This window comes from Pseudonocardia sp., assembly GCF_029263155.1.
Classification (GTDB): domain Bacteria; phylum Actinomycetota; class Actinomycetes; order Mycobacteriales; family Pseudonocardiaceae; genus Pseudonocardia.
In genome coordinates this window covers 1-12,409 of the sequence record NZ_JAJCYB010000059.1, presented here as the reverse complement: position 1 = coordinate 12,409, position 12,409 = coordinate 1, and the positions used below count along the sequence as shown (strand labels likewise).

Genomic DNA, 12,409 nt, shown 5'->3' with positions numbered 1-12,409 from the left:
CATCCACATCGACGTCGCAGTCACCTGGCAGCGCGCCAGCGCCGGAGACTGGACCACCTACGCCGCCGACGTCAGCCGCCGGGGGACCACGTCATGAGACAGGGCATTCAGACAGTTCCAATATCCGACGTCGCCAGAGCGAGTAGGTTTGCCGGGATGCGGGTGCTGATGGTGTCGTGGGAGTACCCCCCGGTGGTGATCGGTGGGCTGGGCCGGCACGTGCACGCGCTGGCCCGGGAGCTGGCCGCGGCCGGGCACGAGGTCGTCGTGCTCTCGCGGCACCCGGCAGGCACCGACGCGGAGACCCACCCCACCGACGACCAGACGGCCGGCGGGGTGCGGGTGCTGCGCGTCGCCGAGGACCCGGCCCACATGGAGTTCGCCCGCGACATGATGGCCTGGACGCTGGCCATGGGTCACGCGATGGTCCGCGCCGCGCTCACCCGGCTCGGACGCTGGCGCCCCGACGTCGTGCACGCCCACGACTGGCTCGTGGCCCACCCCTCGATCGCGCTGGCCGACGTGCTCGGCGCCCCGCTCGTCGCCACGATCCACGCCACGGAGGCCGGCCGCTGGGGCGGCTGGCTGTCCTCACCGGTGAGCCGCCAGGTGCACTCCACCGAGTGGTGGCTCACGAACCGCGCCGACACGGTGATCACGTGCTCGGCCGCGATGCGCGCCGAGGTGGCCGAACTGTTCGATCTCGACCCGGACCCGATCGCGGTGCTGCACAACGGGATCGAGCCACGCGGCTGGCGGGTGCCGCGGGCCCGCGTGAGGGCCGCCCGGCAGCACCACGCCCCGGACGGCGCGCCGCTGCTGCTGTACTTCGGACGCCTCGAGTACGAGAAGGGCGTACAGGACCTGATCGCCGCGCTGCCCCGGATCCGCCGCGCACACCGCGGCACACGGCTGCTGGTGGCCGGTACCGGCACGGGCGCGGAGATGCTGGTCGGGGCCGCCCGCACGCACCGGGTACGGCGCAGCGTCGACTTCCTCGGCCACCTCCCCGACGGGGACCTGGCCCCGCTGCTCGCCGCCGCCGACGCCGTGGTGCTGCCCAGCCGCTACGAGCCGTTCGGGATCGTCGCGCTGGAGGCGGCGGCCGCCGGGGCGCCGCTGGTGTCGTCGACGGCGGGCGGGCTGGGCGACATCGTCGTCGACGGCCGGACCGGCGCCTCGTTCGCACCCGGCGACGTCGCGGGCCTCGCCCGGGCCGTCGGCGATGTGCTCGCGGATCCGGCGGCGGCCCGGCGCCGCGCCCGCGCCGCCCGTGCCCGCCTGGAGGTGGAGTTCGACTGGGTGCACATCGCCGCGGCCACCGCCGAGGTCTACGCGCGCACGCCGACGGGCGGCCCGCAGGACCTGCCCCGGCCCAAGATCCCGACCGGGAACGTGTTCGGCCGCTGATCCGAACGCGGCGGGAGTTCCGCCCGACGGAGGGTCACGCGGCGCCGTTGATGACCCGGGAGGCCGCATCCGGGTACTCGGCGACGAGCTCGCGGACCGGGTCCTCACGGTCCTCCGCGACGGCCTCGTTGACGGCGACGGTGTAGGCGGCCTCGAGCTCCTGCAGGCGGCGCACGGTGCGGTCGGTCATGGCGGAGCTCCTTCGGGTGCGGTCGAACGCTCTCGTCGGAGACAACGGGGCCCGACCGGCCGGTGTTACCGACCCGGACGCAGCTCACATCGGCTCGGTACGCGCGATCCTCCGATCGACGGCCGCGGCGGTCTTGCGGGCGATGTCGGCGACGGCCGCGCGCTCGGCGGCGGCGGCGTGGTAGTCGTCGACGCGGTTGCGCACGACCCGCGCCGGGGCCCCGACCGCGACGGAGAACTCGGGGATGTCGCCCCGCACCACCGCATGGGCGCCCACCACCGACCCGCGCCCCACCCGCGTGCCGCGCAGCACCGACACCTTCGCCCCGAGCCAGCAGTCCGGCCCGATCCGCACGGGTGTCTTGACGATCCCCTGGTCCTTGATCGGCACCGTGACGTCGGCGATGCGGTGGTCGAAGTCGGTGACGTAGACCCAGTCGGCGACGATCGTGGCCGCGCCGATCTCGATGTCGAGGTAGCAGTTGACGGTGTTGTCCTTGCCGAACACGACCTTGTCCCCGATGCGCAACGAGCCCTCGTGGCAGCGCAGGGAGTTGCCGTCACCGACGTGGACCCAACGACCGATCTCCAGCCGCCCGTACCCGGGACGGGCGTGCAGCTCCACCCGCTTGCCCAGGAACACCATGCCGCGCAGCACGACGTGCGGGTTGGCCAGCCGGAACCGCAACAGCCGGACGTAGCGCACCAGGTACCAGGGGGTGTAGGCGCGGTTGCGGAGCACCCAGCGCAGCGAGGCGAGGGTGAGGAAGCGGGCCTGGCGCGGGTCGCGCCGAGCCACGCGGCCCCACCGGTCGCGAACCTGTGACCCCCACATGCCGGTCATGGCGCCCGAGCCTAATCCGGGCCGCGACCGGGTATGCCGCGCCCATGGAGCGCGAAGAGATCGACCGCGTGGTGTCCCGCCGCGTCGACAACCCGACGTCCGCCGACCCCGGCGACGACCGGGTGCACGCCGCCGCGGACCCGTCCGCGACCGACGACCCGGACACCGATCCCGGCGGAGCGGGCGGAGCATCCGAGCGCGCCGCCCGCGACCTCGACGCCGACGACGAGAGCGAGCCCACCCGCTCGGAGTGAGCGGGCGGCGTCAGAACACATGGTTCTTGCCGCCGAAGACCTCGCTCACCGAGTCGTCGGTGAAGATCCGCCGGATCGAGTCGGTGAGCAGGTCGGCGCAGGAGACGACCCGCACGCAGTCGGGGGCGCCGGGGCGCAAGGCAATCGTGTCGGTGACGACGACCCGCTCGAACGGCGAGCGCCGCCAGGTTCTCGTAGCAGCGCCCGCTGAACACCGCGTGCGTGGCCGTGGCGAAGATCCGCGTGGCGCCGGCCAGGGACCGCCGGCCAGGGCGCGCGGGCACCGCTGCTCGCCGTGCGGTCGTAGGGTCCGGGGATGCCCACGCCGCTGATCATCGACACCGACCCGGGCGTGGACGACGCCGTGGCCATCCTCATGGCCGCCGCGTCGCCCGAGGTGGACCTGCGCGCCGTCACCGCGGTGTTCGGCAACGTGCCGCTCGCGGCCACCACGCGCAACGCCGGGCGGCTGCTGGCGTTGGCCGGGCGCCCGGAGGTGCCGGTCGGGGCCGGGGCGGCCCGCCCGCTGGTGCACGCCCAGGCCGAGCGCGCCGAGCGGTGGCACGGCGGCGACGGGCTCGGTGGCCGCGCGACCGCACTGCCCGCGCCCGCCGCACCGCCCGACCCGCGCGGCGCGGTCGGGCTGATGGCGGCGGTGCTGCGCGAGGCCAGCGAGCCGGTGACGATCGCACCCATCGGGCCGCTGACGAACGTCGCGCTGCTGCTGGCCGTGCACCCGGAGCTGGCGCCGCGGATCGGGCGCATCGTGTGGATGGGCGGCACGCTCGGCGCCGGCAACGTCACCGGGGCAGCGGAGTTCAACGCCCTCTGCGACCCCGAGGCCGCCCACCGCGTGCTCACGCAGGCGGACGTGCCCGTCACGATGGTGCCGCTCGACCTGACGACGCGGTGCCCCGCCGGCCCCGACTGGGTCGAGGCGTTGGGTGCCGCGGGGTCGCGCGGCCTCGAGCTGGCCCAGATCATCGCGCACTACCGGGCCGCCTACCGCGACCGCTACGGCGTGGACGCGGTGGCGCTGCACGACGCCGTCGCCGTGCTGGAGGCGGTCCTGCCGGGCACGCTGCGCACGACGCCGATGGCGGTACGGGTGGCCTGCGACCTCGGTCCGGCCCGCGGTGCCACCGTCCCCGCCCGGCGCCCGGCGCCCGAGGGCCCGCCGGTGCAGGTCGCGCACGACGCCGACATGGACGCGGTGCTGGCCGGCGTGCTGGAGCGGGTGGGCCGCCTGGGCTGAGGCCGGCACCGGGCCGCGTCCGCCGTGCCGGTCCGGCCGCCGGCCCGTCGTTGATCGCCAGTTGGGAACCGTCGCGCCGGTCGCACGGCGGTTCCGGCGGAATCAGGCCAGCCCGTTCTCGATCGCGTAGCGCACCAGTGCCGCCCGGTTGGTCACCGGCAGCTTGCCCATCAGGTGCTGCACGTGGTTCTCCACGGTGCGCGGCGAGATCACGAGCCGGGTGGCGATCTGCCGGGCGGTGAGGCCCTCCACGACCAGGCGCAGCACGTCGAGCTCGCGGTCGGTCAGGTGCACCTCCGGGGCGGCCGGCTCGCCGCGCGCCTCCAGCACCACGACCGCGAGCCCGGGGCTGTACGCGGACTCGCCGCGGGCCAGCCTGCGCACCGCGTCGACCACCTCCGACGGTTCCGCGGTCGCCACCACGTACCCGGTCGCGCCCGCCCGCACCGCGGCGAGGACGTCGGCGTGCTCGGCGGACACCGAGATCGCGAGCACCGCGGTGCCCGGTTGCTCGTCGGCGACCAGTGCGATGGCGGCCAGCGCGTCACCGCCGGCGAGATCGACCACCACGACGTCGGGCCGACCGCTGGCCACCGCCGCCACCGCGTCCTGCGCGGAGTCCACGGCCGCCTGCACGCCGATTCCGGCGGCGTCCAGTGCGGACGCCCGGTCGGCGGGTCCGTGCACGAGAAGGGCGGTGACCGGTTCCGGCGCCGTCATCCGGCCTCCCGCCGATCGATCATGATCGGATTCTGGCAGGACGGACCGGGTACCCGTCGTCGTGGACGCAGCCGTTCACCCCTTCGGTCTAACTGGTACCCGGGCTTCCCCAGTCGTCGGCCAGTCCCTGCTCGATCGCGTAGCGCACGAGCTGCACGCGGTTGTGCAGCTGCAGCTTGCGCAGCGTGTTCTGCACATGGCTCTCGACGGTGCGGTGCGACACCCCGAGCCGCTCGCCGATCTGCCGCGCGGTGAGCCCCTTCGCCACCAGCCGCAGCACCTCGGTCTCGCGCTCGGTGAGCACCGGCGGCTCCTCGGCGCCCGCGGGCTCCCCCGCCAGGCGCCGGTACTCCCCCAGCACCAGCCCGGCCAGGCCCGGCGTGAACACCGGGAAGCCCTCGGCCGTGCGGCGCACCGCGGCGAGCAGCTCCTCGACCCCGGCCGACTTGACCAGGTAGCCGGTGGCCCCGGCCTTGACCGCCTCCAGCACGTCGGTGTGCTCCCCGCTGGCCGAGAGCACGAGCACCCGCGTGTCGGGCAGCTTCTCCAGGATCCCGGCGATGGCGGTGACGCCCGACGTGGCGCCGAGGTTGAGGTCCATCAGCACGACGCGCGGCCGCACGGCGAGCGCGATCCGCACGGCCGCGTCGGCGTCGGGGGCGGTGGCGACGACATCGACGCCGCGTTCGGTGAGGTCGCGGGCCACCCCCTCGCGCCAGATCGGGTGGTCGTCGACCACCATCACCGTGATCGCCGTGTCCACCGGCTCCGCCTGCTGCCGTCGACCGGTGCCGGTCATCGCCTGATCTCCCTCGGTACGCGGATGATCCATTCCGTGCCCCGTCCCGGGCCCGTCTCGCAGACCAGCGTGCCCCCCAGCTCGGTGACGCGGCCGCGCATCGAGCGCGCCACACCGAGCCGGCCCTCCCGCTCGGCGGCCTCCAGCCGGCCCGCCGGGATGCCGGGTCCCTCGTCGCGGACGCTGATCTCGACGTCGCGGCCCATGTCCTCGACCAGCAGCCAGGCCGGGGCGTCGGGTCCCACGTGCAGCGCGACGTTCGCCAGGGCCGCCCCGACCACGGCCGCCAGCTCGTCGACGGTCCGCGCGGGCAGCAGCACCGGGTACGCGGGCGCGGACACGCTGATGCGGGCTCCCCGCCTGCGCTCGTCGACCGCACCGGCGTCCGATGGCGAGCTCGCCGGCCCGCTCACGTGCCCCGACCCGAGCATGCGCAGGACGTCGGCGAGGTCGCGGCGGCCGTGGACGTCGACCGGTGCCGGGCCGGACGTGAGCAGCGTCCGCAGCGCGATCTCCTGCTCCCCGGCCAGCGCCGCGAGCCGCCCCGCCTCGCCGCCGAGCGCCTCGCCGCGGCGGTGGACGTGGCCCAGCACCTGCAGCACCCCGTCGTGGACGGCGCGGGCGAGCCGCTCCCGCTCGGCCATCGCGGCCTCGGAGCCGATCGCCGCGCGCAGGCGGTCGGCCTGGCGGCGCAGCACCGAGGACGCGAAACCGATGCTCAGCGAGACCAGGAGCACGAGTTGGATGTCGTAGAGCTGGGGCGCGAGCTGCGCCGATACCCCGAGCAGCACCGCGGCGAGCACCGCCGTCGCCGCCAGCGAGCCGCGGATCCCGAAGGCGAGCGCGCAGGCCAGCACCGCTCCGGAGGTCCAGATCGAGCCGCTGACCGGCGCGTCCGCCGCGATCTGCGCCGGCGTCTGCACCAGCGGGGTGGTGCCGATGACGGCGACGGTGACGGCGAGATCGACGAGCGCGACCGTGCCCCGCCGGTCGACCGGCGGGTACCCCAGGTAGGCGTAACCGGTCACCGCCGTCCACAGCGCCATCGCCACCAGCACGGCGACCGCACCGGCGGGCAGCGCGTAGTCGTCGAGCGAGTACAGCACGACGGCCGCGGCGCTGAGCAGCGTGAGCACCCGGTAGACGAGCAGCCCGCGCCACAGCGGTTCGATCGGGCGCACCATGTCCGGGCTCACCCGGCCCATCCTGGACCCCGCCGCGCGGGCCGTCGTCGGTAGTACTACGCGATCTTGGTACCGGTCACCAGCGTGTTGTAGAACCACGCGCGCGGGACCACCCGGGAGAGCACCCGCCGGTCCAGCCACGACAGCCGCAGCCAGCTGCGGTAGGCGAACATCGCCCAGCGCATCCCCAGCTTCCCGGGCGGCACGGCGGCCTCGAACGTGCGCACCGGCCACCCCAGCATCGCCGCGCTGAACTCCTCGGTGACGACCCGTACGTCCCGCGCCCCGGCGCGGCGCGCGGTGTCCTCCAGCCCGGCCGGATCGAACACGTGGATGTCGACGAGCGCCTCCAGCGCCGCGGCCCGCGACGACTCGTCCAGCTCGGCCTGGGGCCGCCGCCACCCCGACAGGGCGGGCAGCTTCGTCACCGTGGTGGTGACCTTCCAGGTGAGCGCGCCGAGCCGACGGGCGTAGGCGTCACCGATCCGGGTCGGCTCGCCCGCGAAGACGAAGCGTCCACCCGGCTTCAGCACCCGCAGCACCTCGCGCAGCGCCCGCTCGACGTCGGGGATGTGGTGCAGCACCGCGTGCCCGACGCCGAGGTCGAACGTGTCGTCGTCGTACGGGATCCGCTCGGCGTCGGCGACCCGGCCGTCGACATCCAGGCCCAGATGCTCGGCGTTGCGCAGCGCCGCGGCGACCATCCCGGGCGACAGGTCGGTGACCGAGCCGGTGGTCGCGACGCCCGCCTGCATGAGGTTGAGCAGGAAGAACCCGGTGCCCGAGCCGAGCTCCAGGGCCCGCCCGTAGGGCAACCCGGTCTCGCCCGCCACCAGCCGGAAGCGGTCGGCGGCGTAGCTGATGCAGCGTTCGTCGTAGGAGATCGACCACTTCTCGTCGTAGGAGCCGGCCTCCCAGTCGTGGTAGAGCACGTTCGCGAGCTTGCGGTCGTGGCGCGCCGCCTCCACCTGTTCGGCGGTGGCGTGCGGGTTGGGGACGGGCTCCGTACTCATGGGTAGCAGCATCCCAGAACTGTCGGACCCTCGTGCCACGGTGCGACCATGAGAGCCATGACGGTGACCACGACCCGGATCTCGTCCGACGAGTTCCTCGCGGGCGACTACCCGATCGGCTCCGAGCTGATCGACGGGGTGGTCCACATCAACGATCCGGGGTTCCGGCACCAGCGCCTGTGCGGGCGCTGCTATGACGCTCTGCGCGACTGGACACGTACGGACGCCGGGCACGGCGAGGTGGGTTGGGGAGGCAACTGGGTCCTCTCCGACTCCCATCTCTACAAGCCCGACGTCTGGTGGACGGCCACCCCACCCGACGGCACCCGCCACGACGGGCCGCCCGACCTGGCCGTGGAGGTCCGCTCGCCGGGCACCTGGCGGCTCGACATCGGGCCGAAGCTCGCGCAGTACCGCGCCTCGGGCACCAGGGAGCTGTGGCTGGTCGACACCCCGGCCAGCACCGTGCTCGTCCACCGCGCGGGCGGGGCCGAGGACCTGGTCGAGATCGGTTCCGGCGAGGAGCTCACCAGCCCGCTGCTCTCCGGCTTCGCCCTGGAGATCGACGCCCTGTTCGCAGGCTGACCGGGATCAGCTCCCGGTGAACTCCGCCTTCCCCGGCCCGTTGGCGACGAACGATTCCATGCCGACCTTGCGGTCCTCGGTGGCGAACAGCGCCGCGAAGACCTCGGCCTCCAGGTCCAGCCCGGTGCGCAGGTCGACGTCGAGCCCGCCGTCGATGGCCTTCTTCGCCGCGGCCAGCGCCACGGCCGGGCCGTTCGCGAACTGCGCGGCCCACCGGTGGGCGGTGGCGTAGACCTCGTCGGCCGGCACGACCTCGTCGACCAGCCCGATCGCCAGCGCCTCCTCGGCCTTCACCATGCGTCCGGTGAAGATCAGGTCCTTGGCCTTCGGGGCCCCGATGAGGCGGGTGAGCCGTTGGGTGCCACCGCCCCCGGGGATGATCCCCAGCAGGATCTCCGGCTGGCCGAGCTTGGCGTTGTCGCCGCAGACCCGCCGGTCGCAGCCCAGCACCAGCTCCAGGCCACCGCCGAGGGCGTAGCCGGTGATCGCCGCGACGGTGGGCTTGGGGATCGTCGAGAGCGAGCCGAACCCCGCCGAGAGCCGGCGTGCGACCGCCGACATGTCGGCGTAGGTCATGTTCGCCATCTCCTTGACGTCGGCGCCCGCGGCCAGCACCTTCTCGCCGCCGTAGAGCACCACGGACCGCACGTCGGCGCGCTGCGTGGCCTCGGCCGAGACGGCCAGGAGCTCCTCCTGCACCTGCCGGCTGATGGCGTTCATCGGCGGCCGGTCCAGCCGGATCGTGCCGACACCACCGTCGACCTCGAGTGTCACGAACTCGCCCACGCCGCGTTCCTCCCGATCTGCCCTGCCGCCTGATCCACCTGCCGCGCCGGTCCCGGCGCCTGCACCGGACCCTACCGTCGATCATCCGGTCCGCCACGGACGCGCGGGTGGGCGGTGCTGCGTCGTCGACCGCCGATCAGCCGGTCCACCCGCACCGTGCGGCCCCATGATCAACGACTCGGAACCTGCAGCGCGCTCATGCACACTCGGGCGTTCCGCAACGTCGATCACCGTCTTCCGGGCCCGCGCGACCGCCTCAGATCGGCGCACCGCCCCGCGGTGACCCGTGCACCGACCGCCCGGTCGGGCTGCTGGCCACGCAACCGGGACCGGCCCGCACGAGCGGGGCGTCAGCGCAGCCAGGCGGTGTAGCGGCCCCGACGGCGCAGCACGCCCAGCGGCAGGTCGAAGGTGGCGGTCAGGTTCTCGTCGGTGAGCACGTCGTCGAGCAGCCCCGCGGCCACCACCGCACCGTCGCGCAGCAGCAGGCCATGGCTGTAGCCGACCGGGATCTCCTCGACGTGGTGGGTCACCAGGATCGACGCCGGGGCGTCGGCGTCGGCGGCCAGCGCGGTGAGCCGGGAGACCAGGTCCTCCCGACCGCCGAGGTCCAGCCCCGCGGCGGGCTCGTCGAGCAGCAGCAGCTCCGGATCGGTCATCAGCGCGCGGGCGATCAGGGTGCGCTTGCGCTCGCCCTCCGACAGCGTGCCGTACGCGCGATCGGCGAGCCCGTGCACGCCGAGGGCGTGCAGGAGGTGGTCCGCGCGGTCGGTGTCGGTGTCGTCGTAGCGCTCGCGCCAGCGACCGAGCAGCCCGTACCCCGCGCTGACGACGACGTCGCGCACGGTCTCCTCGTTCGGGATCCGCAGGCCCAGGTTGGCCGACGTCAGGCCGATGCGGGTGCGCAGCTCGAACAGGTTGACGCGCCCGATCCGCTCGCCCAGCACGTGCACCGCGCCGTCGGTGGGGTGCAGCTCGGCCGCGGCGAGGCGCATGAGCGTGGTCTTGCCGGCGCCGTTGGGGCCCAGCACGACCCAGCGCTCGTCGAGCTCGACGCGCCAGTCGACGTCCCGGACGAGCGTGGTGGAGCCGCGACGTACCGACACGCCGTCCATCCGGACGACGAGATCGGTCAGGTCGGGGGCGGGCGCGGGCGAATCGGGAGCAGCCACGGACCCATCCTCGCCGATCGCGCGGGCCGACCGCCGAGGGGCCGGGCACTGCGGTGCCCTCTATCCTGACCCGTCGTGCCGGTCTTCCCCCTGGGTTCCCATGTCGACGACACCGGGGTGCGCTTCGCCGTCGCCTCCGCGAGCGCCGAGGCGGTCGAGGTGTGCCTGGTCGACGGCCCGGACGGGTCGCTCAGCGAGCGGCGGGTGGAGCTGACCGAGCGCACGTTCGGCGTCTGGCACGGGCACGTTCCCGGTGTCTCCGCAGGTCAGCGCTACGGCTATCGCGTGCGGGGTCCGTACCGGCCCTGGCAGGGCGTGCGCGCGAACCCGGCGAAGATCCTGGTCGACCCCTACGCGCGCCGGATCGCCGGGCGGGTCACCGACCTGGACGCGGCACGGGGCTGGGTCGACGATCCGATGACGGGCCCGCTGAGCGAGCGCGACTCGCTGGGCCACGTGCCGCTGTCCGTCGTCACCGCACCGGACGGGGCACCCCGGCACCCGGGCCCGGAGGTCCCGTGGTCGGAGACGGTGATCACCGAGCTGCACGTCAGGGGATTCACCCGGCAGCACCCCGAGGTGCCCCCGCAGCACCGCGGCACCTACCTGGGGCTCGCGCACCCCGCGGTGGTCGCCCACCTGCTGCGGATCGGCGTCACCGCCGTGGAACTGCTGCCCGTCACCTCCATCGCCGACGAGCCGCCGCTGCTGGCCCGTTCGCGGACGAACTACTGGGGCTACGCCACGCTCGGATTCCTCGCCCCACACGCCGGCTACGCGAGCCTGCCCGGAGCGGAGGTGGAGGAGTTCGCGACGATGGTCGGGGCGCTGCACGCCGCGGGCATCGAGGTGATCCTCGACATCGTCCCCAACCACACCGCGGAGGGCGGCGTCGGCGGCACCACGCTGTCCTACCGCGGCCTGGACGCCCCCGCCTACTACTCCTTGGGCGGCAACGGCCACGACGCCGACATCACCGGCACCGGCAACACCCTCGACGCCGGCTCCCCCACCGTCATCCGGCTGGTGTGCGACGCGATGCGGCACTGGGTCACCGTGTTCGGCGTCGACGGGTTCCGGATCGACCTCGCCTCGGTGCTCGGCCGCCCGCGGTCGGGCACGTTCGACCCGCACGCCCCACTGCTCACGGCCATCGCCACCGATCCCGTGCTGTCGCGGGTCAAGCTCATCGCCGAGCCGTGGGACGCCACCGGCGAAGGTTACCGCGTCGGCGGGTTCGGGGTGGCGTGGTCGGAGTGGAACGGGCGCTTCCGCGACGCGGTGCGCGACTTCTGGCGCGGGCACGGCGGGATCGGCGAGGTCGCGTCGCGGCTCACCGGCAGCTCGGACCTCTACGCCGGCAACGGCCGCCGGCCGTGGGCGTCGGTCAACTTCGTCACCGCCCACGACGGGTTCACGCTGCGCGACCTGGTCTCCTACGAGCGCAAGCACAACGAGGCCAACGGCGAGGGCAACCGCGACGGCACCGACGACAACCGCTCGCAGAACTTCGGCGTGGAGGGCGAGACGGACTCGCCCGTGCGCGTGCAGCGCCGGCTCGCGACCGCCCGCGCGCTGCTGGGCACCCTGCTGCTCTCCACCGGCACCCCGATGCTGCTCGGCGGCGACGAGCTGTGGCGCACCCAGGGCGGCAACAACAACGCCTACTGCCTCGACGACCCCACGTCGTGGGTGGACTGGACGCCGAGCCCGGGCGCCGCGTCGCTCACCGCGTTCGCCGCCCGCCTCACCGAGATCCGCCGCGGCTCCCCCGCCCTGCACCGCGACCGCTTCTACCGCGACGGCGAGGTGCTCTGGTGGCACCCGGCGGGGCGGCGGCTGCGGGGGCACGACTGGCACGACGGCGGGCTGCACAGCCTGGGCCTGCTGCGCGGGGAGTGGTTGTTGCTGCTGCACGCCGGCCCGGACGCCATCGCTGTGACGCTGCCCGGCGGCGGCCCCTACACCCCGGTCCTCGACTCCACCCGACCCGACGGCACCCCCGCAGGCCGCCGCCCCCTCCCCGGCGCCAGCACCATCACCCAGCCCGCGCGCTCGCTGCTCCTGCTCCGTACCCCCTGACCCCGACTCGCGCGCCCGCAGACCCCGCCACGCGCACCACCGGCCCAGCGTGCCCCCGAGGCGGGGCCACAGCGCGCCCGCGGCGCGGGCGCCGGGCGCGCGAGGCGGGGGCGCAG

14 protein-coding genes are annotated in these 12,409 nt (G+C 74.5%); 5 read left to right on the top strand and 9 right to left on the bottom strand.

The genetic code is table 11. From position 1 onward, the window contains the following. Positions 1-156 precede the first annotated feature (156 nt). Positions 157-1,410, top strand: coding sequence for a glycosyltransferase family 4 protein (locus Q1K26_RS12005; protein WP_300010656.1), 1,254 nt, complete (start codon positions 157-159; stop codon positions 1,408-1,410). A 34-nt stretch (positions 1,411-1,444) separates the two neighbouring features. On the opposite strand, the gene Q1K26_RS12000 is transcribed toward Q1K26_RS12005, so the two are convergent. Next, positions 1,445-1,600: a hypothetical protein gene (locus tag Q1K26_RS12000; protein WP_300010653.1), complete on the bottom strand. Its 156-nt coding sequence runs from the start codon at positions 1,598-1,600 to the stop codon at positions 1,445-1,447. Between the two features lie 84 nt (positions 1,601-1,684). Further along, positions 1,685-2,443 carry an acyltransferase gene (locus Q1K26_RS11995; RefSeq protein ID WP_300010650.1) on the bottom strand — a complete coding sequence of 253 codons (759 nt, stop codon included), beginning with the start codon at positions 2,441-2,443 and terminating at the stop codon, positions 1,685-1,687. 44 nt (positions 2,444-2,487) lie between these two features. Between Q1K26_RS11995 and Q1K26_RS11990 the strand changes: the two genes are divergently transcribed. Then, positions 2,488-2,697, top strand: coding sequence for a hypothetical protein (locus Q1K26_RS11990; protein WP_300010646.1), 210 nt, complete (start codon positions 2,488-2,490; stop codon positions 2,695-2,697). Positions 2,698-2,707: 10 nt separating this feature from the next. On the opposite strand, the gene Q1K26_RS11985 is transcribed toward Q1K26_RS11990, so the two are convergent. Beyond that, positions 2,708-2,836: a hypothetical protein gene (locus tag Q1K26_RS11985; RefSeq protein WP_300010643.1), complete on the bottom strand. Its 129-nt coding sequence runs from the start codon at positions 2,834-2,836 to the stop codon at positions 2,708-2,710. 177 nt (positions 2,837-3,013) lie between these two features. On the opposite strand from Q1K26_RS11985, the gene Q1K26_RS11980 reads away from it, so the two are divergent. Then, the gene (locus Q1K26_RS11980) at positions 3,014-3,952 is read left to right on the top strand and encodes a nucleoside hydrolase (RefSeq protein WP_300010641.1); all 939 of its coding nucleotides are present in this window, start codon (positions 3,014-3,016) and stop codon (positions 3,950-3,952) included. A 102-nt stretch (positions 3,953-4,054) separates the two neighbouring features. Here Q1K26_RS11980 and Q1K26_RS11975 read toward each other — a convergent pair whose 3' ends face one another. The 4 genes from Q1K26_RS11975 to Q1K26_RS11960 all read right to left on the bottom strand — a co-directional run bounded on the left by Q1K26_RS11975 (position 4,055) and on the right by Q1K26_RS11960 (position 7,668). Then, the gene (locus Q1K26_RS11975; protein ID WP_300010638.1) at positions 4,055-4,672 is read right to left on the bottom strand and encodes a response regulator transcription factor; all 618 of its coding nucleotides are present in this window, start codon (positions 4,670-4,672) and stop codon (positions 4,055-4,057) included. An 88-nt stretch (positions 4,673-4,760) separates the two neighbouring features. Next, complete coding sequence (locus Q1K26_RS11970) at positions 4,761-5,471, bottom strand: response regulator transcription factor (protein ID WP_300010635.1); 711 nt, start codon at positions 5,469-5,471, stop codon at positions 4,761-4,763. After that, positions 5,468-6,667: a DUF5931 domain-containing protein gene (locus Q1K26_RS11965; RefSeq protein WP_300010632.1), complete on the bottom strand. Its 1,200-nt coding sequence runs from the start codon at positions 6,665-6,667 to the stop codon at positions 5,468-5,470. Before Q1K26_RS11965 ends, Q1K26_RS11970 begins: the two co-directional genes overlap by 4 nt. A gap of 44 nt (positions 6,668-6,711) precedes the next feature. Beyond that, positions 6,712-7,668, bottom strand: a complete 957-nt coding sequence (locus tag Q1K26_RS11960) for a class I SAM-dependent methyltransferase (RefSeq protein ID WP_300010629.1) — start codon at positions 7,666-7,668, stop codon at positions 6,712-6,714. Between the two features lie 57 nt (positions 7,669-7,725). On the opposite strand from Q1K26_RS11960, the gene Q1K26_RS11955 reads away from it, so the two are divergent. Next, positions 7,726-8,253: a Uma2 family endonuclease gene (locus Q1K26_RS11955; protein ID WP_300010626.1), complete on the top strand. Its 528-nt coding sequence runs from the start codon at positions 7,726-7,728 to the stop codon at positions 8,251-8,253. Positions 8,254-8,259: 6 nt separating this feature from the next. On the opposite strand, the gene Q1K26_RS11950 is transcribed toward Q1K26_RS11955, so the two are convergent. After that, positions 8,260-9,039 carry an enoyl-CoA hydratase/isomerase family protein gene (locus tag Q1K26_RS11950; protein WP_300010623.1) on the bottom strand — a complete coding sequence of 260 codons (780 nt, stop codon included), beginning with the start codon at positions 9,037-9,039 and terminating at the stop codon, positions 8,260-8,262. 350 nt (positions 9,040-9,389) lie between these two features. Next, complete coding sequence (locus Q1K26_RS11945) at positions 9,390-10,154, bottom strand: ABC transporter ATP-binding protein (protein WP_300010659.1); 765 nt, start codon at positions 10,152-10,154, stop codon at positions 9,390-9,392. A gap of 132 nt (positions 10,155-10,286) precedes the next feature. Between Q1K26_RS11945 and glgX the strand changes: the two genes are divergently transcribed. Next, positions 10,287-12,293, top strand: coding sequence for a glycogen debranching protein GlgX (gene glgX, locus Q1K26_RS11940; RefSeq protein WP_300010620.1), 2,007 nt, complete (start codon positions 10,287-10,289; stop codon positions 12,291-12,293). Positions 12,294-12,409: the final 116 nt, after the last annotated feature.